We start from the raw sequence: 23,701 nt of genomic DNA, 5'->3' as shown, positions 1-23,701 counted from the left end.
AAAACCGAGTATGCAGGCAGGCAGTATTCTCGTCGCCGATGACGACGCCGCCATCCGGACCGTGCTCAACCAGGCCCTTTCGCGCGCCGGTTATGAGGTACGCTCGACCGGGAACGCCACCACACTGTGGCGCTGGGTCAGCCAGGGCGAGGGGGATCTGGTCATCACCGATGTGGTGATGCCGGACGAGAATGCCTTCGACATGCTGCCGCGCATCAAGAAGGTGCGGCCGGAACTGCCCGTCGTGGTGATGTCAGCCCAGAACACCCTGATGACGGCGATCCGAGCCTCCGAGAAGGGTGCCTATGATTATCTGCCCAAGCCCTTCGACCTGAAGGAGCTGATCGCCATCGTCGGCCGCGCCCTGAGCGAGCCTCGCGGCAAGCCGGCGCCGCGCTCGGGCGAGGAAGCCGAGAGCATGCCGCTGGTCGGCCGTTCGGCGGCAATGCAGGAGATCTATCGCGTCCTTGCCCGCCTGATGCAGACCGACCTGACCGTGATGATCTCGGGTGAATCAGGCACCGGCAAGGAGTTGGTGGCCCGCGCTTTGCACGATTACGGCAAGCGGCGCAGCGGCGCCTTCGTTGCCATCAACATGGCGGCGATCCCGCGCGATCTGATCGAATCCGAGCTGTTCGGCCATGAGAAGGGAGCCTTCACCGGCGCCAATGCCCGTTCCGTGGGGCGGTTCGAGCAGGCCGAGGGAGGCACGCTGTTCCTCGATGAAATCGGCGACATGCCGATGGAGGCACAAACGCGCCTGCTGCGCGTCCTGCAGCAGGGCGAATATACCACCGTGGGCGGGCGGACCCCGATCAAGACCGATGTGCGCATCGTCGCCGCCACCAACAAGGATCTTCGCATCCTGATCCAGCAGGGCCTGTTCCGCGAGGATCTGTTCTTCCGCCTCAATGTCGTGCCGCTGCGCCTGCCGCCCCTGCGCGAGCGGGCTGAGGACGTGCCGGACCTTGCCCGCCATTTCTTCAAGCTGGTGGAGCGCGAGGGCCTGCCGCCCAAGCACCTGGACGTTTCGGCCGTCGAGCGTCTCAAGCGCCATCGCTGGCCCGGCAATGTGCGCGAACTCGAAAATTTGGTGCGCCGGCTCAGCGCGCTCTATCCGCAGGAAACGTTGACGGCTGCGATCATCGAGCAGGAACTGGCGACCTCCGAAACCATGCCGCTGGAGGCGGAGAGCTCGGCCGATGAAACCCTGTCGGCCTCGGTCGAACGCCACATGACGCGCTATTTCAGCAAGTTCGGCGACGATCTGCCGCCGCCCGGCCTCTATCACCGGGTGCTGCGCGATATCGAGGAGCCGTTGATCGGCGCGGCGCTAGCAGCGACACGCGGAAACCAGATCAAGGCGGCCGAGCTCCTCGGCGTCAACCGCAACACGCTGCGCAAGAAGATCCGCGATCTCGATATCCAGGTCATCCGCGCCATCCGGTGAGGCGCGGAGCAGGATTCAATTCGGCGATTGCGGGAAGAAGAGCTTGCGCCGTTTTGATTTCATCCGGTCGGGATCGAAGTTCTCGGCAACCCATGCGTCGGTCGGGTCGAGGAAGATCGCCTGCGTTCCCTCGCTTCCTTTGAGCGCGAGCTGGTTGGCGACATTGCGGAAATAGAAATGGCGGAAGATGCGGTCGAACTCCGTCATGTAGATGTCGGCGACGCGCGTATCGCCGCGGATGAGGAGCATGTTCTCGTCATTGTTGACGAGGGAGTTCTTTGAAAAATTCGCCGAGCCGCTGATGACCAGAGGATCGTCCGACAGCGGATCGATCAAAAGGATCTTGGTGTGAATGTAGAAGACATTCCCTTCATAGCGGTAATGGCCTTCCTCCAGGAACCATCTGTCGAGCTTCCAGCCGGGAACCTTGGTCCGCAGCGTCATCTTGCCGAGAGCGGCGCCATTGGCGATCTGCAGGTCGGGATCGCCGGCCAGCGCCTTCTCCGCCTTGGTGTCGAGCGGCTTTTCGAGCAGGATGTAGCGCAGGAAATCGACGTCCTCGGCAAAGACCTTGGCCAGGGTGGCGTTCACGCCGAAGGCCGCCGTGAACATCACGGTTTGCCGGGCCGTACGGATGCGATCGGCATACCAGGCGAGCAGGCTGTCATCGGGGCGTGGACTGAACAGCGGGGTGATCGTGCCTGGCGCAACCTCGTTTCGGGGCGCGGCATTCTCGCTTCCCACCCATTGACGCAGGGGCTTCCATTCGGTGTCCGCCGCAAGCTTTTCCCAGTAAGCGAGATAGTGGGCGGCGAGCGCTGGATCCCGCACGAGATGGCCGACATTGCTCTGCCCGAGAAAGCCGGACGCCGTGAAATTGGTCGAACCGGTCCACACGGCCACGCGCGCCGGATCGTCTGACAGGCGCAGGATGAACTTGTTGTGGGGAATGTCGTTGCGGTGGATGCGCGGCAGCAGGATCGCCTTCGGCAGGCCGGATGCCTTGATGGCTGCGGCATTGGCCTTGGTGGCCTCGGTATCCTTGCGCTCGCCTTTCACGGTTTCCTGGCCAGCCTCATAGACGACGGCGACATCGACCTTGCGCTCGTGAGCGGCGGCCAGGGCTTTCAGGATTGGCGGATAGCTGAATTCATAGGCGGCGACACGCAGGCTTTCCCCCGGGCGAGTGTCGTCAATGAAGCCGAGAGCGGCCTCGAGCAGGCCGCGCGAAAGCCATTGGGTGATGCGGTCATGGCTGTCATTGGGATCGGTCGGTCCCCGATTGCCGAATTTCTCGGCGAAGGCCTGGCTCGCTATGGCGCCGCGATTGAAATAGACGGCGTGCTTGCCGCCATCCTCACTCTCGGTCGTGACCTCGATTTCAAGATCCTTGCCATAGCGCAGGTTCTTCGGCGTACCGTAAACGGGACGGATCAGGAAGCCATAGGGACGGCCGGGCTTGGCGGTGTAGTCGCTCCACAAGAAGCTCTGAATCGGCTGTTCGAGCGTGGAGTATTTCTGCCCCGGACGCGGCTCGGGAACCACGTCGCGAAAGAGCTTGGTGCCGCTCAGCCAATAGGACTGGTCCTCGGTGACGTCACTGCGTTTGATGGCAAAGCCGAGCAAGCCCCGGCGGGCCTCGGCGGTGGCATCGATCGCCAGGAGCACCACATTGCTGCCGGCGATGGCGCGAAGCGCAAAATCACCGTTCGTTGCTTCCGCCCGCATGCCCGGTTCCCCCGCATTGTGCGTCGATCGCTGGAAAGTACTGGTAAACTAGAGCACAGGAGCTCGACCATTGCGTGACAGGGGAGGGTGGCAAATTCGCTACCGTTCGCCTTGGGCAGGCCCTAAACTCGGTTCACCCGGATGTGGGAAGCAGGCATGAACGCAATCAGGGCGTCGGTACACGCCTATGAGGACTGGCTGAGAGGAGAGATCGGGACCGATTTCGTCGAGGCAGACCTGGAGGAAAAGCACCGCAAGATGCGCAGCGGTGCCTTCGCCTTTCTGCGCGCGACCTATTGGCGTTGGGCCGAGACGATCCTGGAGATCTGCCCGGAGCTTGCGAATGCGCCAGAAGTTCTGGCGATCGGCGACACCCATCTGGAGAATTTCGGCACCTGGCGCGATGACGAGGGACGGCTGATCTGGGGCGCCAATGATTTCGACGACGCCGCCGTCATGCCTTATGTGCTCGATCTCGTGCGGCTTGCCACCAGCGCGCTGCTGGCCCGAGGTAGCAGGGGGCTGCCGGCGGAGGAGATTTGCCGGGCGATCGCAACCGGCTATGGCGCGGGGCTCGCCAACCCGTCGCCCGTGGTGCTCGAACGTGACTATAAATGGTTGCGCAAGGCGGTGCTGCTGCCGGAAGCCGCACGCAAGGCATTCTGGAGCAAGTTCGACATCAAGACGCGAAAGCCTATCAAGCTCGATTACGAGGAGAGGCTGCGAGCCTCGATGCCCGATCCGCAGGGTAAATATCGTTTCGCGCTCCGGCAGGCGGGAACCGGCAGTCTTGGCCGGGCACGTTTCGTCGCCTGCGGCGAGTGGCGGGGCGGACCGGTGCTGCGGGAGGCCAAGAGGTTGACCATCTCGGCCTGGTGTTATCGCTTCGATCCTCGGGCCAAGGCGATCCTGGTCGAGAAGATTGCAACCGGCCGCTGCCGCGCACCCGACCCGTATTATGGCGTGAAGGATGCCATTTTGGTGCGGCGCTTGTCGCCCAACAGCCGCAAGCTGGAAGTGAAAACCTCTGTCGAGGAGTTCCTGTCGCCTCGCATGCTCACATTGATGGGGCAGGAAATCGCCAATTGCCATGCCGATGACCCGCATAGATTGCCTGTGCTGCAGAAGGATTTGCGCAAGCGCGGGAAGGACTGGCTCTGCAATGCCGCCGAGGCGGCGGCCGAGGCGGTGATCGGCGAACAAGAAGAGTTCGCTTGAACCCTGATTATTCTGCCCCGTTAATTTCGCCTTGATTCTGTTACAATTCGGCAACACTGTTGCAGGAATCACTCAGCCTGGAATTGCCCAGGCAGATCGGTCGATAACAGGGGCGGGGACGGCGTTCGAATGGCAGTTGCAGACAACGCGCAGCAAACGGGGGCAGACGCTGCCAGCATGCCGGCGCGGCGCCTTGGCCTGCTCGGATTCGGCCTGGTCATTCTTTCGGTTGCTTCGGCGATCGGAACATTCTTCGTGTTGGTCGACGTCGAGCCGATCTCGGTGCTGCTCAAGAGCACGGTCGCCCATCTGCGCTTCCAGTTGGGCATCGACGCCGCCGTCCAGGCGCCGAATACCGATGCCGCCTATAGCAATGCCATCGATGCGCTGTTCATCGTCAACGCCTCCTTCATTGTGGCTTTACTGGTGCTGCTTGCGGTCGAGGCAGGTAATCTGATCGTCGCAAGGCGTCGCGGGCAAGCCGGCGCCGCGCTGCATATGCGGGTGATCGGGCTGTTCTCCATCGTCTCCGCCGTGCCGGTCCTGCTGTTGGCGACGGTGGCGATCATCTCGCTCGACCGCGGCCTCGACAATCTGTTCTCGACACGCGTCAGCAACATCGTCAACACCTCGGTCGCGGTCGCCAATTCCTATCAGGACGAGCAGGCCCAGCAATTGCGGTTCGCCGGCCTGTCGATGGCGGCCGACCTCAACAAATATTCGCCGCTCTACGCGGCGGACCGGTCGCAGTTTCAACGTCTGTTCGACATGCTCGCCGTGAATTACGGCCTGTCGAGCGCCATGATCCTGACCCGAGAGGGGGCGGTAACCGACCAGTCCTATGTGCCCGGCAGCTTGCCGTTCTTCCTGCCGGCCAAACTGTTTCCGGCCCTTGCCGCCGCCGACCAGCAACCGGCCGTTCGCATCGATCCTGGTACGCAGAACGTCACCGGCCAGATCATCAAGCTGGCTGCCTACACCGATCGCTATCTCTTCATTGTCCGGCCCTTCGACCCCAAGATCGCAGAATATATCCGGCAGACCGGCGAGGACTCGGCTCGCTTCGAGAATCTGAAGGCGTCCCGCTTCCCGACCCAGGTCAATTTCGCGCTGCTCTACGCCATCATCGCCCTCAACATGCTGTTGGCGGCGATCTGGATCGGCCTTTCCTTTGCCAATCGCCTGGTGGATCCGATCCGCCGCCTGATCAGCGCGGCGGACCAGGTCGGCAGCGGCAATCTCAATGTGCATGTGCCGGTGGAGCCGCGTTCCGGCGATCTCGGCAAGCTTGGCGACACCTTCAACAACATGACGGACACGCTGCGCACCCAGCGCAACGACCTGCTCGGCGCCAATGATCTGCTCGACAGCCGCCGGCGCTTCATCGAGGCGGTGCTGTCGGGCGTTTCGACCGGCGTGATCGGCATCGACGACGAGGGCAAGATCACCGTGGTCAATCCGCTCGCCAGCACCTGGATCAAATCGCGCCAGTCCCCCGTCGGGCGTCCCCTGGCCGAGGTGATGCCTGAGTTGTCGACCTATCTCGCCGACGCGCTCGGCACCAGGTCGCGGCTGGTGCAGGGCCAGATCACCATCAATCGCGACGGACGCGAGCGCAACGTCACCGTGCGCGTCACGTCCGAGCAGTCGACCATGCGCGAGCATGGCTATGTGGTGACGCTGGACGACATTACCGAACTCGTGCTGGCGCAGCGCAGCTCCGCCTGGGCCGATGTGGCCCGCCGCATTGCCCATGAGATCAAGAATCCGCTGACGCCGATCCAGCTTTCGGCCGAACGCATCCGGCGCAAATACGGCAAGGTCATCGTGGAGGACCGCGAGGTCTTCGACCAGTGCACCGACACCATCGTGCGCCAGGTCGACGACATCAAGCGCATGGTCGACGAATTTTCCTCCTTCGCCCGTATGCCCAAGCCCTCGATCGAGAGCGAGGATTTCGGCGAGATGGTGAAGCAGGTCGTGTTCATGATGCGGATCGGCTATCCCGACATCAGCTTCAACTACCAGCCACCGCCGGAGCCCATCATCGCCCGGTTCGACCGCCGCCTGCTCTCGCAGGCCGTCACCAACATCGTGAAAAATGCCACGGAGGCCATCGCGGGCCGGCCTGACGATCGCGAGGGCACGGGGACCGTCGACGTGCGTGTGGTGCGCAGGGAAGCGGATATCGCCGTGGAGGTGATCGACAACGGCATCGGTCTGCCCAAGGAAAACCGCCAGAAGCTGCTGGAGCCCTATGTCACCACGCGCGAGAAAGGCACGGGCCTCGGCCTCGCCATCGTCGGCAAGATCATGGAGGAGCATGGCGGCGGCATCGAGCTGCTCGACGCCCCGGCGGTGGCCGATGGCGGCCACGGCGCCATGATGCGTCTGTGGTTCCCGGTGGAAGCAACGGGCAAGTCCGATGCGGCCAGCAACGAGGCCGCACAATGATGGTTCTACCCTACCTTCCGCGCCAAGATGTAATACCAAGAGACATTATCGATGGATCTTGGTTCCGTCTGACAATTTTCGCCAAATCTTTGATTTGGTTTCGCAAATTGGCGGGTGTTCAAGCCGAGAATGCGTCAGAATCTTCGAGGCTTGGCATTGGATGGGACACCTTGATCCGATACGCGATTGCAAAGCGTTTGCGGGCGACGTGCCCGGCCTCATGCGAGGCGGGCGCGCTGGATTCACCTCATGCAAGCAGGAACTAGACGATGGCGACCGACATTCTGATCGTTGACGATGAGGCCGATATCCGAGAGCTCGTTGCCGGCATCCTCGAGGATGAAGGCCATGGTACCCGAACCGCAAAGGACGCCGACGATGCCCTGGCCACGGTCGCCCAGCGCCGGCCGCATCTCATCTTCCTGGATATCTGGATGCAGGGATCGCGTCTCGATGGGCTCCAGCTCCTGGAAGTGCTGAAGGCCGAACACCCCGAAGTTCCGGTGGTGATGATCTCCGGACACGGCAATATCGAGACCGCCGTCGCGGCGATCAAGATCGGTGCCTATGATTTCATCGAAAAGCCGTTCAAGGCGGACAGGCTGGTGCTGGTCGCCGAGCGCGCCCTGGAAACGTCGCGCCTGCGCCGCGAGGTCAACCAGCTACGCCAGATCTCGGGCAGCGCTTCCAAGATGATGGGGCGCTCCTCGGCCATGAACCAGCTCCGGCAGGTGATCGAGAAGACCGCGCCGACCAATAGCCGCATCCTGATTGCCGGCCCGCCCGGATCGGGCAAGGAATTGGCCGCCCGCACCATCCATCAGGCCTCGCAGCGGGCCGAGGGGCCTTTCGTGGTGCTCAATTCGGCCTCGATCCTGCCCGAGACCATGGAAACCGAGTTGTTCGGCGTGGAAGGCGGTGAGGGCCGTACCCGCAAGGTCGGTGCCTTCGAGGAGGCCCATGGCGGCACCCTGTTCTTCGACGAGGTGGCCGATCTGCCCCGCGAAACGCAGGGAAAGATCCTGCGGGTGCTGATCGATCAGAATTTTTCCCGCGTCGGCGGGGCAACCAAGGTGCATGTCGACGTGCGCATCATCACCTCGACCTCGCGCGACCTCACCGAGGAAGTGGCCGATGGACGCTTCCGCGAGGATCTGCTGCATCGTCTTTCCGTGGTGCCGATCCGTGTCCCCGGCCTGTCGGAACGCCGCGAGGACATTCCGGAACTCGTGGATTATTTCCAGGGACAGATCGCCCAGGCGACCGGCCTGCCACGGCGCGTGGTCGGCCCCGACGCCATGGCGGTGCTGCAGTCGCATGAATGGCCCGGCAATGTTCGCCAGCTTCGCAACAATATCGAGCGGCTGATGATCCTGGTGGGCGGCGATCCCGATGCCATCATCTCCGCCGAAATGCTACCGCCGGAAATCGGGGCGCTGATGCCAACCCGCCCGAACGGGCAGGGGGGCGAGCAGTTGATGGGCTTGCAATTGCGCGATGCGCGCGAATTGTTCGAGCGCGAATATCTGATCGCGCAGATCAATCGTTTCGGCGGCAACATCTCCCGCACGGCCGAGTTCGTCGGCATGGAGCGTTCGGCCCTGCATCGCAAGCTGAAATCGCTCGGCGTCGGGGCGTAGGCGGGCAGCAGCCCGTGAGGAAACGACGGAGCAGGGCCGGCGCAAGGCAACGCGGCCGGCTTTGCGGGGCAGTACGGCCAGAAAAGCCGGCCAGGGCACGGTCCGTTTCCCGTATGGGCGCATGCCCGGGGAGGCAGAGGCGGCGCGGCTGTTTCTCCGCAACGTCAGCAACCTCCTGCGATCATGGTTCTGGCCGGCACGACTGTGCGGCTTCGCCGGGCCATCGTGTCAATTGGTTCCGGCCTGCCAAGACATCGTGGCGAGGAGGGGGGGCCTGTCCGCCGGTCTTTGGAGGTACTCCACTATCGCAGGTATGCAGAGGTTCGCCGTCTTACTACTTGTTGACCGGTGTCCGCGGGCCGGTTCTTACGATCTTGCGAACCCGCATTCATGTAAAACGCTGCCACAACGCATCGCCTAGCGCGGCACTACGCAAAAATCATCTTGCTCTGGGAATAGAAACCTCTACAAAAAAGTAATAATATACCTTGAGGCATATGGCATGCGGGGGCAGGCATTTGCAGGGGCGGGTAGACTAGGCGTCCGGCCGGGGGACCGGGCGCGTCATGTCGATATCTGGCTGATCAAGGCTACGCGATATGACGATGACGGCTATCCCATTCGCTGGATACGCTCGGCCATTCCATCCAATTCTCTCGCCTGTGTCTGGGCCCTGGTGGAAGATGCGATATCCCGGCAGGTCTTCGGCCCTGATGTCGTGGCCCGGGTCCACGCCATTGACGAGACCAACACGCGTGTCGACATTCCAGCCATTCTGAGAAGCCATCAGACTGACGGAGCGCAGGCCATCGTCATGCTGGTCGGCGTGCAGACCAACCAATATCCGCGGGCGATGGATATTGCGCGGCCGTTGCGAGCCGCCGGCGTGCCGGTCTGCCTTGGTGGCTTTCATGTGTCGGGTTGCATCGCCATGCTCGGCGAGGATGCCGAGGAACTGACCCTGGCGCGGGAGCTCGGCGTCAGCCAGTTCGCGGGAGAGGCCGAGCCTGATCGCCTCGACACCGTTCTGCGCGATGCCTTGGCCGGCACACTGAAGCCGCTCTACAATCATCTGAAGGACCAACCTGGCCTGCAAAACGTGCCGGTGCCGCTGTTGCCCGGGCCGATCGTACGGCGTTCCTTCACCCATTGGTCGAGCTTCGATCTTGGCCGAGGCTGCCCGTTCGAATGCTCCTTCTGCACCATCATCAACGTCCAGGGGCGCAAGAGCCGTTTCCGTACGGCGGACGAGCTGGAGGCCATCATCCGGCTGAATGCCAGGGAGGGTGTCAGCAAGTTTTTCGTGACCGACGACAATTTTGCCCGCAACCGCAATTGGGAGGCCTATTGCGACCGGCTGATCGAATTGCGCGAGCGCGAGGGGGTGGAAGCTCGGCTGTTGATCCAGGTCGACACCATGGCCCATCGCATTCCCGGTTTCATCGACAAGGTGGTGCGGGCCGGCGTTCGGCTGATCTTCATCGGGCTCGAAAACATCAACCCGGACAATCTCGAAGCGGCCAAGAAACGCCAGAACCGCATCGAGGAATATCGCGAGATGGTGCTGGCGTGGAAGCGCCATCCCGTGGTGATCAGTTGCGGCTACATCATCGGCTTTCCCGCCGATACCCGGGAATCGATCCTGCGTGACGTCGATCTGATCAAGCGGGAATTAGCCATCGACGTGCTCTACTTCAACATCCTGACGCCTCTGCCCGGCAGCGAGGATCACAAGCGCATGAAGGACGCCGGGATATGGATGGATCCGGACTTCAACAAATACGACCTGAACCATCGCGTCACCCATCATCCCAAGATGAGCGACGCCGAACTCGATGCCGTCTTCCACGAAGCCAGCCGGCGCTATTATGATTTCGAGCACATGGAGCGGGTGTTCAAGCGCAGGGTGCAGCTCAAGAACGGCATGCGGCTGACCACGCTCTATAATTTGATCGCCTATCGCGAAGGCCCGCGGCGGGAAGGTGTTGCCTTCGCCGAGTTCGGCCTCGGGCGCATCATCGACCGCCACGAACGGCGTCATGGGCTGCCGCTCGAAAACCCGCTGCGCTTCTATGCCCGCTATGCCTGGCGCTTTGCGCGCACGATGGCAGCTTATGCCTATACCTATGGCCGGCTGCGTCTGAGCGTGGCCAAGGCCTGGCGGGCCTGGGGACGCCAGGATCTGTTTCCCTATACCGATGATGCCATCGCCGTCATCGATGAGCGCAACGACCCGCTGGTGCAGGGAACGGCGGACCGCAGCACGCCCTATGCGAAGAAGCGCCAGGAGAACCGACTGAAATCGCGTCTCCAGGAGGACCTGCAGCCTGAACCTGGCTTAAGTGGCGAAGCCGTCGGTCCTTAACGTTGCCTCTTTTGTGGCGCGAGCCTTAAGCCCGATGTCGCTCACCCGAGCGGGAAACGCGCCAATTTGTCGTAGCCGGCCTTGATGTGGCTATCCCAGAAGTAGCTCCCGCCGGCGGAGCCGGATTGCCGAGCAGGCCCGGCAATGACAAAGGTCACGCAAACTCCGGCGACGAACCTTAAGCGAACGGCACGATCCTTAGGCTGGTTCGACCCTGGCCGGCTCGTGCAGGCGGGACAGGTTGGCGATCAGGCTGCGGTCATGGAGTGCCACGAAGCGTTCCTTCGAATTCAGCCATTTGGCCGCTTCCTCGATCGAGGCGGCCTCGGCGATCTTGGCCTGCGCCATCACGCGATCCTGCTCGAAGCGCCCGCGCTCGCGGGAGCCCATGGTCGGCAACATGGTCTCGTGCAGCGCCCGGAAACCCGCATCCCGATAGACGACCTCGATGGCATCGCTGTCGTCCTCGCCGACGGCGGCAAGTTCGGTGCTCAGCTCGTTGGCACGGGTCGCCACCTCCGGCGGATGCGTCTCCTCCGGCGTCGCCAGGAAGCCGTGGCGACGCAGCCACAGGCCGAGTGCGAGTTGGCCCGAGGCCCACGAAAGCGGGATGGCGAGCAGCAGACCGATGATGGTCGGCGACATCCAGGTGAACAGATAGGGCGAGATCACATAAGCGGCAACACCGGCAAAGGCACCCAGAACCGTATGCGAGCGGTGGCGCTTGACGATGTCACGGAAGGGGATCGAGCCGTCGTCGCGGCGCTGCGGCTTCCAGCCCGAATCGCGCCCGACCAGGATTTCGAATACGGCACCCGACTGGATCAGCATCATGACCGGGGCGAGCAAAGCGGAAAGAATGATCTCGATCAGCACCGAGAGGGTCAGCCTGATGCCGCCCCCGCTCGCCCGGCGGTTGGGGCCGTCGAGCAGCATGATGATCAGGCCGAAGATCTTTGGCGCGAGCAGGATGCCCATGGTGCCGCCGAACAGCGCCAGAGCGAGTTCGGCGTTGAACACCGGCCAGGTCGGGAAGAGCGAGAACTCGTCGGTGAAATATTCGCGCCGGATGAAATGGGCCTGCAGTGCGATGGTCAGGCCGACCAGCAGCTGGAGCAGCCAAAGCGGGCTTGCCAGATAGGAGAAGATGCCATTGGCGAAGTGCTGGCGCGTACAGGGGTGGAAACCCTTGGAGCCGATCACACGTGCATGCTGCAGGTTGCCCTGGCACCAGCGGCGGTCGCGCGCCGACAGGTCGATCAGCGAGGGTGGGCTTTCTTCGTAGGATCCCGTGATGTCGTTGAGCATGTAGACGGCATAGCCGGCCCGGCGGATCAGCGCCGCTTCGACGAAATCATGGCTGAGGATATGGCCGCCGAAGGGCGGACGGCCAGACAGATCCGGCATGCCACAATGCGCCGCGAAGGCCTTGGTGCGGATGATGGCATTATGGCCCCAATAATTGCCGTCATGCCCCATCCAGAGCGACAGGCCTTCGGCGATCACCGGGCCATAGGTACGGGCGGCAAACTGCTGGATGCGCGCGAACAGGGTGTTGCGGTTGATGATCAGCGGCAGCGTCTGGATGATACCGGCATCCGGGTCACGCTCCATGGCAGCCGCCAGTTGCACGACGGAGGAACCCGTCATCAGGCTGTCGGCGTCGAGCACCAGCATATGCTCATAGGAGCCGCCCCAGCGCGTGACCCAATTGGCGATATTGCCCGCCTTGCGGTTCGTGTTGCGCTGGCGATGGTGGTACCAGAGCTGGATATCGGGCCCCAGCCGCTTGCGCATCGCCAGGAAGGCACGCTCCTCGGCGATCCACACATTCGGATCGGTGGTGTCGGAGACGAAGAAATAGTCGAAGGCGCGGCCGAGGCCGGTCTGTTCCACCGATTCGATGATGGCCTGCATCGCGCCGAAAACGCGGCTCGGCGCCTCGTTGTAGATCGGCATCAGCACGGCGGTGCGCGTGCTCAACTGCTGGGGCAGGGGCTGGGTGGTGCGCCGGTGGAAGAGCAGATAGACGAAGCCCGCAACGCCCGCGGTGAAGGCGAGGGCGATCCAGGAGAAGTTGAGCACGAACAGGCAGACCAAGGCCCATTCGAGGAAGGTGACCCCGCCGACTTCGACGACCTTGTACATTTCGAAGGCGCCGAAAGCGGTGAGCGCCAACATGCCGCCGAAGACGAACAGGCGGATGAGCCAGGAGCCGTGATGCAGGGCCGGATGGATCCAGGAGCGGCGTTCCGAGCGCGACCACTTGGTCAGCGACTGCACCGGCATCTCCAGCCGATTCTCGTCCGGCATGGCGGAGCGCTGAAAAACCCACTCCTGCGACGAGGTCGGGTGGGTGCCGCCGGTGTGTTCCTCTACGGTGTCCATCGATACAGCCATGTCTCACTTACAGGCTTGCCGTCCTTAACCAGCACGGCACGCATTTCCGAATAGGTTTCGCTGCTCGGGTCGAGGCCGAAACTCAGGCGACCGATGCGCCGCTCCGTTTCCAGAGTCAAACTGACATCGCTCAGCTTACCGGGATTGACGGTGACCTCGGGCGTGACGCCGTTGAGGTTGTCGGCATTGGCGAACAGATCACCCTGGAAGTCGATCACGAACAGACGCCGCTTGGAACCCAGGGCTCCTATCCGCGTCGCGCGTACCAGGGTCATCGGCGGCCGATCGGGCGGAATCTGGCACCAATTGGTGCGATAAGCGAAGGAATAGTCCTTGCCCGCCTCGAGGGCATCCTTCGGCCGCCAATAGGTGATGATGTTGTCGTGGATTTCCTGGTCGGTCGGGATTTCCACCAGTTGGATCGATCCTTCCCCCCAATCGCCCTTGGGGGTGATCCATACGCTCGGCTGCATTTCGAAATGATGCCGGCTATCTTCGTAATCGGCCGGATCGCGACCCCGCTGCAGCAGGCCAAAGCCACGAGGGGTCTTGTCAACGAAAGCCGAGATCTGCAGCGTCTCCGGGTTCTGCAGCGGGCGCCAGATCCATTCCCCGCCACCCGACAACATCTGCAGCCCGGAGGAAGCGTGGACGGCAACGCGCACATCGTCGGCGCCCTTGCGGTCGTTGGAGCCGAACAGAAACATCGAATTCAGCGGCGCGATGCCGACATGCTCGATCTTGGCGCGCGGGAAAATCGTCGTCTCGACATCGATGGTGGTGATCTCGCCTGGATGAAGCGTCAGGTGGAACGCGCCCGTTGCCGCTTCCGAATCAAGCAGGGCATGCACCACCAGATTCTCTGCGTTCTGGGGCGGACGTTCGATCCAGAAAGCCCGGAAGAAGGGAAACTCCTCGCCGCTGGATTCGCCGGTATTGATTGCCAGTCCGCGCGCCGCTGCGCCATAGACCTGGTTCTTGGCGATGGCGCGGAAATAGCTCGCCCCCTGGAAGATGGCGAAATCGTCGAGCCGACTGGGCATGTCGATCGGCGCCTTCAGCCGAAAGCCCGAAAAGCCGAGTTTGGAATCGGGCGGAGGCGGCGTGATCTTGCCGAAGTCGAACATCGCCGGCTCATAGGGCACGATCAGGACGCGGCCGTCCTCGACGGTGAACAGGTCGACCGGGGCGGCATAGATGAAGCCCCGATGCAGGGGCTCGATCACGAAGCCGCGGCGATCCTGACTCCAGATGCCCCGATCAGGCCGGAATCGGATCGAGACATATTGCTCGTAATCCAGATTTTGCAGGGAGGAGGGCAGCGTGGCGTCCGGCGCCTGATAGGGAGCCTTCGCAAGATTGCGGGCATAGTCCAGGAGCTTGTCCCGAGAGAAGACCTCGCCTTCCTTCAGACCGGGGGCGTCGATCGCAGCCCGAGCCCCCTGGGGGGCAGCCAGCACACCGGCGGCAATGGAAGCAAATTTCAAGAAGTCGCGTCTGTTCATGGTCTTCTTAACGCGCTTTCGGCAGGCGCAATAGGTGTGGCTGGGCAAGGAACGGCACCACGTCCCTTGGGAGGAAGCGTCTAGTCTTCATCGGGGCACCATAGGTTATACGGTCGCCGGCAACAACTGGCGGGTGTATTCGCGACGTCGTTCCCCGACCATCCCACACCCGAGCCGTCGGCCTTCAACCGAAGAATCGTGACAACTTCATGATGTAGAAGGAGAGGCTTTCCATTTTGTTGTCACAAGTCGGCCAAACCCCAGGCATGAGGGCCCGTATCAGGGCGGAGGGCGACGGGGGCCTTGAGGAGCGCATTGCGTGGGGAAATGCCGGAATGTACCCGCGCGTAGTGGCTTAAGCGCTTGTTTCGTTGACTTTAAGGGTTCGTTTCTGCCACTACCGGCCGTGAATTGCGTGGGTTGCTTGCTCATCGGCGTGCCGGCAGGCCGAATCACGGAGATGCCGGCGCCTGTGCCCGCTGCCCACGCTAGCTGACCTGCCTTGAAAGAAGATCATGATCGAGACCACCTTTGACCCCGCCAGCGTCGAGCCGCGCGTGTCCGCGGCCTGGGAAGAGGCACAGGCTTTCCGTGCTGGCCGGCCCGATCGGGCCGGCGCCGCACCCTATTCGATCGTGATTCCGCCGCCGAATGTCACCGGCTCGCTCCATATGGGCCATGCGCTCAACAATACGTTGCAGGATATCCTCTGCCGCTTCGAGCGCATGCGCGGCAAGGACGTGCTCTGGCAGCCCGGCACCGACCATGCCGGCATCGCCACCCAGATGGTGGTCGAACGCCAGCTCCAGGAGCGCCAGATTCATCGGCGCGAGATCGGGCGCGAGAAATTCCTCGAGCGTGTCTGGGCCTGGAAGGAAGAATCGGGCGGAACGATCGTCAAGCAGCTCAAGCGCCTGGGCGCTTCCTGCGACTGGTCGCGCGAGCGCTTCACCATGGACGAGGGCCTGTCCAAGGCGGTGATCGAGATCTTCGTGCGGATGAACGAAGCCGGTCTGATCTATAAGGACAAGCGCCTGGTCAGCTGGGATCCCAAGCTGCTCACCGCGATCTCCGACATCGAAGTCGAGCAGATCGAGGTGAATGGCAGTCTGTGGCACTTCGCCTATCCGGTGGTGGATGAGGCGGGCCAGGAAACGGGCGAGACCATCACCGTCGCCACCACCCGCCCCGAAACCATGCTCGGCGATACCGCCGTGGCGGTGCATCCCACCGATGAACGCTACACCCATCTGGTTGGCAAGATGGTGCGGCTGCCGCTGGTCGGCCGGTTGATTCCGATCGTCGCCGACGAATATTCCGATCCCGAGAAGGGTACCGGCGCGGTGAAGATCACGCCCGCGCACGACTTCAACGATTTCGAAGTCGGCAGGCGGCACAACCTCGAGGTGATCAACATCCTCACGGCCGAGGCGCATATCAACGACAACGCGCCGGAAGCCTATCGCGGCCTGGAGCGTTTCGAGGCGCGCAAGCGCATCGTCGCGGACATGGAAGCGGCCGGCCGCCTGGTCGAGATCGAGAAGCACAAGCACCAGGTGCCGCATGGCGACCGCTCGGGCGTGCCGATCGAGCCCTGGCTTACCGACCAGTGGTATCTGAACGTGCGTCCGCTCGCCGAGGAAGCCCTGGCGGCGGTGCGTCGCGGCCAGACGCGCTTCGTACCGCAGAACTGGGAAAAGACCTTCTTCGACTGGCTGGAGAACATCCAGCCCTGGTGCGTGTCGCGCCAGCTCTGGTGGGGCCACCAGATCCCGGCCTGGTACGGGCCTGATGGAGGTTACGTCATCGCCCGCGACGAAAAAGAAGCGCGCGCCAAGGCCGATGCCAAATGGGGTGCCGGCGCGGCGATCACCCGCGACGAGGATGTGCTCGACACCTGGTTTTCCTCGGCGCTGTGGCCCTATTCGACCTTCGGTTGGCCGGACAAGACGGCGGATCTCGCCAGATATTACCCGACCTCCGTGGTGGTGACCGGCTTCGACATCATCTTCTTCTGGGTTGCCCGCATGATGATGACAGGCCTGTTCACCCAGAACGACGTGCCCTTCAAGGATGTCTATCTCCACGCCCTCGTGCGTGACGAGAAGGGCGCCAAGATGTCGAAATCCAAGGGGAACGTCATGGACCCCCTGGATATCATCGACGGTGTCGAACTCGATGCCCTCATCGCCAAGCGTACTGCGGCGCTCGCCAACAAGGCCGATGTCGCTCACGTCACTTCGGAGACCCGCAAGGCCTATCCGAATGGCATCGAGCGCTATGGTGCCGACGCCTTGCGCTTCTTCCTGGCCGCGATGGCTGCACCCGGCCGTGACATCAAGCTGTCGATCGACCGCGTCAAGGGCTATCGCAATTTCGGCACCAAGCTGTGGAACGCCATACGCTTTGCCGAGATGAAGGGCTGCGTGCGCGATCCGTCCTTCGATCCGAAATCGGCGAAGATCGCCCTCAATCGCTGGATTGCCGGCGAAGCGGAGAAGGCCGTCGGTGAAATCCAGCGTGCCATCGAGGCCTATCGTTTCAACGATGCTGCCAGCGCGGTTTATCGCTTCATCTGGAACGTGGTGTGCGACTGGTATGTCGAGCTTGCCAAGCCGATCATCGAGGGCGAGGACGAGGCGGCGCGGGCCGAAACGCGCGCCATGGTCGCCTTCATCCTCGACCAGTCCACGCTCCTGCTGCATCCCTTCATGCCCTTCATGACCGAGGAGCTCTGGTCGGTGACGGCGGGGCCGGTTCCGCGTGAGCAGATGGCGGCCCTGACCGCGTGGCCTGACCTTGGCGGCCTGCTCGATGCAGCGGCGGATGAGGAAATCGGCTGGCTGGTCGATCTCGTTACCGAGATCCGCTCGATCCGTACCGAGGTCGGCGTGCCCGGCGGCGCCCAGGTGCCCCTGGTCATGGTGAACGCCTCCAAGGCCATCGAGGCACGCGTCGCCGCTCATGGCGAGACGCTCAAGCGCCTGGCCCGCATCAGCGAGATCGGCTTTGCGCCATCGGCTCCGAAGGGCTCGGTGCAGATCATCGCCCGCGGCGCCGTGGCGGCCCTGGCCCTGGAAGGCGTGGTCGACATCGAGGCCGAGAAGGCGCGCCTGAAGAAGGAAACCGACAAGATCGACGGCGAGATCACCAAGATCAACGCCAAGCTCGGCAATCCCGACTTCATCGCCCGGGCCAAGGAAGAGGTGATCGAGGAAAATCGCGAGCGTCTCGAGGAAGCCACGGCCCGCCGCGCCAAGCTGCAGGACGCTCTGGCCGGCCTGTAATCGATACGGCGTGCCGATCTCCGGATCGGTACGCCGTATCACCACTACGGCTATCGGCCGGTCAGGGCGATCGGCCGCCGGCCCCCGACACGCGGGCCAGGAAGGCCTTCGAGCGCTCCGATCGTGGTGCCGTGAAGAAGGTTTCGGGCGATGCCTCCTCCACGACGAGGCCGTCATCCATCATCACCACGCGGTCGGCGACCTCGCGGGCAAAGCCCATTTCATGGGTAACGACGATCATGGTCATGCCGTCGCGGGCGAGCTCCTTCATGACTTCCAGCACTTCGCCGACCATTTCGGGATCGAGTGCGCTGGTCGGTTCGTCGAACAGCATCAATGTCGGCTTCATCGCCAGCGCCCGTGCGATAGCCACGCGCTGCTGTTGGCCGCCCGAGAGCTGGGCAGGATAGGCATCCGCCTTGTCCTTGAGGCCCACACGGGCCAGCAGCGCCTCCGCTTCGCGGCGGGCCGTCGCCGGGTCGATGCCCAGCACCTGCGTCGGTGCTTCGATGATGTTGCCCAGTGCACTCAGATGCGGGAACAGGTTGAAGCGCTGGAAGACCATGCCGATGTCGCGGCGTTGCCGGGCGATGTTGCGCTCGCTGTCTTCGACGAGGCGTCCTTTCTTTTCGCGGTAGCCGATGAGATGGCCGTTCACACGGATGCGGCCGTTCTGGATCTTCTCCAAATGGTTGATGCAGCGCACGAAAGTGGTCTTGCCCGACCCGGAGGCGCCGACGATGACGACGACCTCTCCGCGCCTGACGTTGAGCGAGACGCCCTTGAGCACCTGCATCGGGCCGAACCATTTCTCGACGCCCTCGGCCTCGACCGTCCATTGGATGTCTGTATCGCTCATGGGTTGGCTCCGAACAGGCCGGTCAGAAGCCGTCGGCGCGGCGCCCTGCTGCGCGTCTCGGCAAAGGGCGTGCTGAAACGAGCCTCGATATAGCGTTGGAGGAGGCCCCAGAGGGTGGTGAGCGAGAGGTAATAGAGCGCGACCACCGAATAGAGTTCGAAGACACGGAAGGTTGCCGACGTCACCATCTGGGTTGCCAGCAGCAGTTCGGGCACGCCGATGACGCTGAGCAGCGTCGTGCTCTTCAGCATGCCGTTGAAATTGTTGCCGAGCGGCGGAATGATGACCCGCGCGGCCTGTGGCAGGATGATGCGCCGCAGGAGCTTGGCCGGCGTCATGCCGAGCGATTTGGCCGCCTCCGTCTGCCCGCGATCGATCGAGGTGATGCCGGCGCGAATGATCTCGCCCATATAGGCCGCTTCGTTCAGGCTGAGGGCGATGATACCCGCCTGAACATTGCCCGGCAGGATCATGAAGCCGAGATCGATGTCGTGAAAGCGCAGTACGCCGGCGGCGGCAAGGGCGGTGTAGATGAACACGATCTGCACCAGCAGCGGCGTGCCGCGCATCACCCAGACATAGAAGGAGGTGATCGCCTGCAGGACCCGCCAGGACGACAGCCGCCCCAGGGCCACGAACAGGCCGAGGGTGGTGCCGACGATTTGCGCGACGATGCTGATGCTGAGCGTCAGCCAGAGGCCGTGCAGATAGATGCTGGAGGGTTCGAGCAGATAGTGAAAGAAGAAGGCCCAGTTGAAGTTCATGGCAGGACCTCACAAGGCGTCGCGTTCGATACCCCAGCTTTGCAGGATCTTCAGGTAAGTGCCGTCCTTGCGCACGGCCTCGAGCCCCAGGGTGAAAGCCTTCTGCAGATCGGTGTCGTCCTTCCTGAAAGCAGCGCCGATGATGGCCTGGGCGAAGGGCTTGCCCCCCAGTTCGAAAAGATCGGGTGCCTGCTGGAAGTAGTAGCCGGCCGTCTTGATCGTGGTGCCATAGGCATCGACCTGGCCGATGCGCAGGGCCTGGAAAGCATCGGTATCCTTGGGAAAGACGACGACCTGTGCCTGTGCCCTGCCTTCGCCGGCGAGCTTCTTGTTTTCCTCGTCGACCAGGGACTGGATCGTGGTGCCGTTCTCGACCGCAACTTTCTTACCGGAGAGATCGGCGAGCCCGGTGATATGGCTCGAATTGCCTTTCAGCACCACAAGCGACTGGCTGGAGGCGAGATAGTCGACGAAATCGACGACTTCGCGGCGCTTGGGCTTGTCATAGAGCTCGGACATGATCACGTCGCACTGCTTGGCGATCAAAGCGGGGATGATGCCGTCGAACTGCACCTGCTTCCATTCAGCGCTGACGCCCAATTGCTTGGCGATGGCATTGCCGAGTTCGATCTCCGCTCCCGTCAGCGACCCGTCGTCCTTGTAGAAGGATAGGGGCGGCGATCCGATATCGGCACAGATCACCATCTTCTTGGCTTCGGCGATGGCTGCCGGCGGTTCGATGGGCTGCGCCAGGGTTGGGGTGGCGATGCTCGCCGCCGCGAGGGCAACCGACAGGAAAGCAAGGTCAGGGCGAAGACGAGGCAGTACGGCACGGAATGCGCGCATGGTGGTGCTCCGGGGTGACTTGTTCCTGGTCCCGATATGGAACCAATTTTATTATTGATACCGATATTGGGACATAACATTGGCATGCCAGCAAGAAAAATCGCATGGACATTTCGAGAAAATCGATACTAAGTTATGGAACCAATATTTGAATTGGTTTCAAAATGAACAGCAAACAACAAGCCGCCCAGAGCCTCCGCAGCCTGCTGAACGGGGGTGTCTATCCTCCTGGAAGCCGCTTGCCGCCAGAGCGTGACCTGTTGCATCAGCTCGGCCTGAGCCGCCGGGCGCTCCGCTATGGTCTTGAGCAATTGGAGGCCGAGGGACGCCTGTGGCGACATGTCGGCAAGGGCACCTTCGTGGGCACCCGGCCGCCCGAGCGGGAACTGGGCATGTCGCTGATCACCGCCAGCACCAGCCCGGCCGAACTTATGGATCTCTGCCTGTGGACGGAGCCTACCTATGCCAGGGTTGCCGCCACGCGGGCGAGCCGCATGGATATCGACAATCTGCGTTATCTCCTCGATAAGAGCGCCGCCGCCCGCGATGCCGCGACCTGGGACATCTGGGATGTCCGCCTGCATCGGGCCATTGCGGAGGCCACGCACAATGCCCTTGCCCTCGCCGTGTTCGACAGCCTGAACGCCGTGCGGGAGGAGGGAGCGTGGCGACGCTTGCGCAACGATCCCACCACGGCGGAGCGTTTCGAGGAACTCACGCTTCATCATCGCCAGATCGTCGATGCCATCGCTCGGCATGATCCACCAGCCGCCGAAGCGGCCATGCGGCGGCATCTGCGTTCGGTCCAGCATGCCTTGCTGCTGGAACACGCCGACGCAGACGCCGGCGATGGCGACGACCTGTCGACCGATCTTGTGCGCAACGCATTTCAGGAAGAAGCACCATGAGGGATTTTCAGCTTCCGGGCCGCTCACCCGTCCGTGCCATGGACGCAATGGTCGCGACGTCCCATCCGTTGGCCAGCGCAGCCGCTCTGACCTTGCTGCAGGAAGGGGGCAATGCCATCGACGCGGCAATCTGCGCGTCTGCCGTCCTGGCGGTGGTGGAGCCGCAGTCGACGGGAATTGGGGGTGACTGTTTTTGCCTCTACGTGCCCGGCGGAAAGGGGCCGGTGCTTGCTTATAATGGGGCCGGCCAGGCGCCCGAGGCCGCAACCATTGACTGGTACGAGGGCCGAGGTTTCACGGAGATACCGGCCGATAGCCCGCATGCCGTCACCATTCCTGGCGCGATCGATGCCTGGTGCCGTCTTTCGGCCGATCACGGCCGCACTCCGCTCGCGCGCGTGCTCGCTCCTGCCATCCACTATGCCGAGGCCGGCTATGTGATTCACGACCGTGTCGAGGCCGATTGGCAAGAGGCCAAGGACCTGTTGGCGCAAGATACTACGGCGGCCCGCATCTTTCTGCCTGGCGGTTTCGTCCCAAGGGCCGGCGATGTCCATCGCCAACCCGAGCTTGCCCGGAGCCTGCGCCTCATCGCAACCAGGGGGCGGGAAGTTTTCTACGAGGGAGAGCTCGCCGAGGATCTGGTTGCCCATCTGCGCAGCAAGGGAGGGCTGCACACGCTCGACGACTTCGCTGCCGCCGGGGGCGGTTACGTCGAGCCTGTCAGAACCACCTATCGCGGTGTCGATATCTGGCAGATGCCGCCGAGCAATCAGGGGCTGACAGCCCTGGTGATGCTCAACCTGCTGTCTGGTTTCGATCTGGCCGGGCTCGATCCGCTGGGGCCTGAGCGGCTGCATCTGGAGGTCGAAGCCGGGCGCCTCGCCTACCGGATCCGGGACGAGTTGATCGCCGATCCCGATCATGCTGACGTCCCCGTCGACGCCTTGCTGGCGCCAACCTATGCCGATGCTTTGAGACGCAGGATCGATTCGGATCTTGCCAACCGCGAACTGCCGGCAGCGGTGATGGAACCGTCGGATACCGTCTATCTCTCGGTCGTGGATCGCGATCGGAATGCGGTCAGCTTCATCAACTCGACCTATCACTCCTTCGGCAGCGGTCTGGTCGGCCCGAAATCGGGTATTGTCCTGCAGAACCGTGGCAAGGGATTTCGTGTCGATCGCAGCCATCCAAACTGCATCGCGCCACGCAAGCGCCCCCTCCACACCATCATGCCCGGCATGGCGACACGCAATGGCCGTGTGATCGCGCCCTTTGGTGTCATGGGAGGCGACTACCAGCCCTTCGGCAATGTCCATGTGCTAAGCAATCTGCTCGATTACGGCATGGATCCCCAGGCCGCGATCGACCTGCCGCGGGTTTTCTACCAGAAGGGCGAGCTCGTTGCCGAGCGCGGCGTTCCGGTAGCCACGCTCCGCGCGCTGGAGGCGCGCGGTCACAAGGTCGGCCCGGCCGAGGAGCCACTCGGTGGCGGGCAGATGGTTCTCATCGATTGGGACAGGGGAACGCTGACAGGTGGCTCCGATCCGAGAAAGGATGGGCTTGCCATCGGCTACTGAGCCCCAAATCGGCGCTCCTTGTCGGAACCGCTTGATCTCGCACGTCCTTGGGACGGATTGGCGCGAGGAGAACGCGATGAGAGAATTGATCCTGACGATGACCATGTCGCTCGATGGCTTTGTCTGCGGCCCTGAGGGCGAACTCGAATGGATATTCGACGGCGATCAGGAGGCCATTGCCTGGAAGTTGGAGAATGTCAGGAACGCCAGCCTGCACATCATGGGCAGCCGTACCTTTCAGACCATGGCGGCCTATTGGCCGACGTCCACCAGCGTGTTCGCACCGCCGATGAATCAGATTCCCAAGGCCGTCTTCTCAGGCCAGGGGCCGGCGATCCTGAAGGTGGTTGAAACCCAATCCAACGTAGGCGGCACTCATTCGGAACGGCTGCAGCCTGGTGCGGAAAGTTGGGGTGAGGCTTATGTGGCCGGCGGCGATCTGGCTGACGAGATCGCCAGGATGAAGGCCGGCGACGGCAAGCCGATCATCGCCCATGGCGGTGCCGCCTTGGCGCGCAGTCTCATCGCCCAGGATTTGGTCGATCAATACGCCCTGGTGGTGCATCCGCTGGTTCTCGGCAAGGGCTTGCCGATCTTTTCCGACGTCGTCCCGCCAAGGCGCCTCAAACCGATCAGCTCGACAGCCTTTCCGGGCGGCTCGGTGGTGCAGATCTATCGGCCGGCGTGACTACGT

The 23,701-nt window shown here is 62.8% G+C and carries 15 protein-coding genes; 9 read left to right on the top strand and 6 right to left on the bottom strand.

Annotation, left to right across the window (positions count from 1 at the left end; genetic code table 11):
- Positions 1-10 precede the first annotated feature (10 nt).
- Positions 11-1,450 carry a nitrogen regulation protein NR(I) gene (gene ntrC, locus ACZYTC_RS09540; RefSeq protein ID WP_441773036.1) on the top strand — a complete coding sequence of 480 codons (1,440 nt, stop codon included), beginning with the start codon at positions 11-13 and terminating at the stop codon, positions 1,448-1,450.
- Positions 1,451-1,465: 15 nt separating this feature from the next.
- On the opposite strand, the gene ACZYTC_RS09535 is transcribed toward ntrC, so the two are convergent.
- Positions 1,466-3,178: a phospholipase D-like domain-containing protein gene (locus tag ACZYTC_RS09535; RefSeq protein ID WP_488989413.1), complete on the bottom strand. Its 1,713-nt coding sequence runs from the start codon at positions 3,176-3,178 to the stop codon at positions 1,466-1,468.
- A gap of 156 nt (positions 3,179-3,334) precedes the next feature.
- Here ACZYTC_RS09535 and ACZYTC_RS09530 point away from each other — a divergent pair, with 156 nt between their 5' ends.
- The 4 genes from ACZYTC_RS09530 (at position 3,335) to ACZYTC_RS09515 (ending at position 10,855) form a co-directional block, all read left to right on the top strand.
- Positions 3,335-4,396 (top strand): DUF2252 family protein, encoded by a 1,062-nt coding sequence (locus ACZYTC_RS09530; RefSeq protein WP_488989412.1) that lies wholly within the window; start codon positions 3,335-3,337, stop codon positions 4,394-4,396.
- Between the two features lie 129 nt (positions 4,397-4,525).
- Positions 4,526-6,850, top strand: coding sequence for a sensor histidine kinase NtrY-like (locus ACZYTC_RS09525; protein WP_488989411.1), 2,325 nt, complete (start codon positions 4,526-4,528; stop codon positions 6,848-6,850).
- 269 nt (positions 6,851-7,119) lie between these two features.
- Positions 7,120-8,490: a nitrogen assimilation response regulator NtrX gene (gene ntrX, locus ACZYTC_RS09520; protein ID WP_434956313.1), complete on the top strand. Its 1,371-nt coding sequence runs from the start codon at positions 7,120-7,122 to the stop codon at positions 8,488-8,490.
- A 502-nt stretch (positions 8,491-8,992) separates the two neighbouring features.
- Positions 8,993-10,855: a B12-binding domain-containing radical SAM protein gene (locus ACZYTC_RS09515; protein WP_488989410.1), complete on the top strand. Its 1,863-nt coding sequence runs from the start codon at positions 8,993-8,995 to the stop codon at positions 10,853-10,855.
- A gap of 198 nt (positions 10,856-11,053) precedes the next feature.
- Here the strand turns inward: ACZYTC_RS09515 and mdoH are convergent, their stop codons facing one another.
- Both mdoH and ACZYTC_RS09505 read right to left on the bottom strand, forming a co-directional pair.
- A complete protein-coding gene (mdoH, locus tag ACZYTC_RS09510) occupies positions 11,054-13,255 on the bottom strand; it encodes a glucans biosynthesis glucosyltransferase MdoH (RefSeq protein WP_488989409.1) in 2,202 nt (733 codons plus the stop codon).
- Positions 13,231-14,760 (bottom strand): OpgD/OpgG family glucan biosynthesis protein, encoded by a 1,530-nt coding sequence (locus tag ACZYTC_RS09505; RefSeq protein ID WP_434956316.1) that lies wholly within the window; start codon positions 14,758-14,760, stop codon positions 13,231-13,233. The genes mdoH and ACZYTC_RS09505 overlap by 25 nt, the downstream gene beginning before the upstream one ends.
- A 515-nt stretch (positions 14,761-15,275) precedes the next feature.
- Between ACZYTC_RS09505 and ACZYTC_RS09500 the strand changes: the two genes are divergently transcribed.
- Positions 15,276-18,047, top strand: a complete 2,772-nt coding sequence (locus tag ACZYTC_RS09500; protein WP_488989408.1) for a valine--tRNA ligase — start codon at positions 15,276-15,278, stop codon at positions 18,045-18,047.
- 61 nt (positions 18,048-18,108) lie between these two features.
- Here the strand turns inward: ACZYTC_RS09500 and ACZYTC_RS09495 are convergent, their stop codons facing one another.
- From ACZYTC_RS09495 to ACZYTC_RS09485, 3 genes are read right to left on the bottom strand one after another with little or no spacing between them, the layout of a single operon-like run.
- Positions 18,109-18,906, bottom strand: coding sequence for an amino acid ABC transporter ATP-binding protein (locus ACZYTC_RS09495; protein WP_441773029.1), 798 nt, complete (start codon positions 18,904-18,906; stop codon positions 18,109-18,111).
- A complete protein-coding gene (locus ACZYTC_RS09490; RefSeq protein ID WP_434956319.1) occupies positions 18,903-19,670 on the bottom strand; it encodes an amino acid ABC transporter permease in 768 nt (255 codons plus the stop codon). The genes ACZYTC_RS09495 and ACZYTC_RS09490 overlap by 4 nt, the downstream gene beginning before the upstream one ends.
- 9 nt (positions 19,671-19,679) lie before the next feature.
- Entirely contained in the window at positions 19,680-20,516 is an 837-nt protein-coding gene (locus tag ACZYTC_RS09485) for an ABC transporter substrate-binding protein (RefSeq protein ID WP_434956320.1), read from the bottom strand.
- A gap of 164 nt (positions 20,517-20,680) precedes the next feature.
- Between ACZYTC_RS09485 and ACZYTC_RS09480 the strand changes: the two genes are divergently transcribed.
- The 3 genes from ACZYTC_RS09480 (at position 20,681) to ACZYTC_RS09470 (ending at position 23,695) form a co-directional block, all read left to right on the top strand.
- Positions 20,681-21,424: a FadR/GntR family transcriptional regulator gene (locus ACZYTC_RS09480; RefSeq protein WP_434956321.1), complete on the top strand. Its 744-nt coding sequence runs from the start codon at positions 20,681-20,683 to the stop codon at positions 21,422-21,424.
- Positions 21,421-23,007 carry a gamma-glutamyltransferase gene (gene ggt, locus ACZYTC_RS09475; RefSeq protein WP_488989407.1) on the top strand — a complete coding sequence of 529 codons (1,587 nt, stop codon included), beginning with the start codon at positions 21,421-21,423 and terminating at the stop codon, positions 23,005-23,007. Before ACZYTC_RS09480 ends, ggt begins: the two co-directional genes overlap by 4 nt.
- Positions 23,008-23,083: 76 nt before the next feature.
- Positions 23,084-23,695, top strand: a complete 612-nt coding sequence (locus ACZYTC_RS09470; protein ID WP_488989406.1) for a dihydrofolate reductase family protein — start codon at positions 23,084-23,086, stop codon at positions 23,693-23,695.
- Positions 23,696-23,701 lie beyond the last annotated feature (6 nt).

It is taken from the genome of Labrys sp. F242, from assembly GCF_057813875.1.
This window is presented reverse-complemented; position numbering and strand designations above follow the sequence as displayed.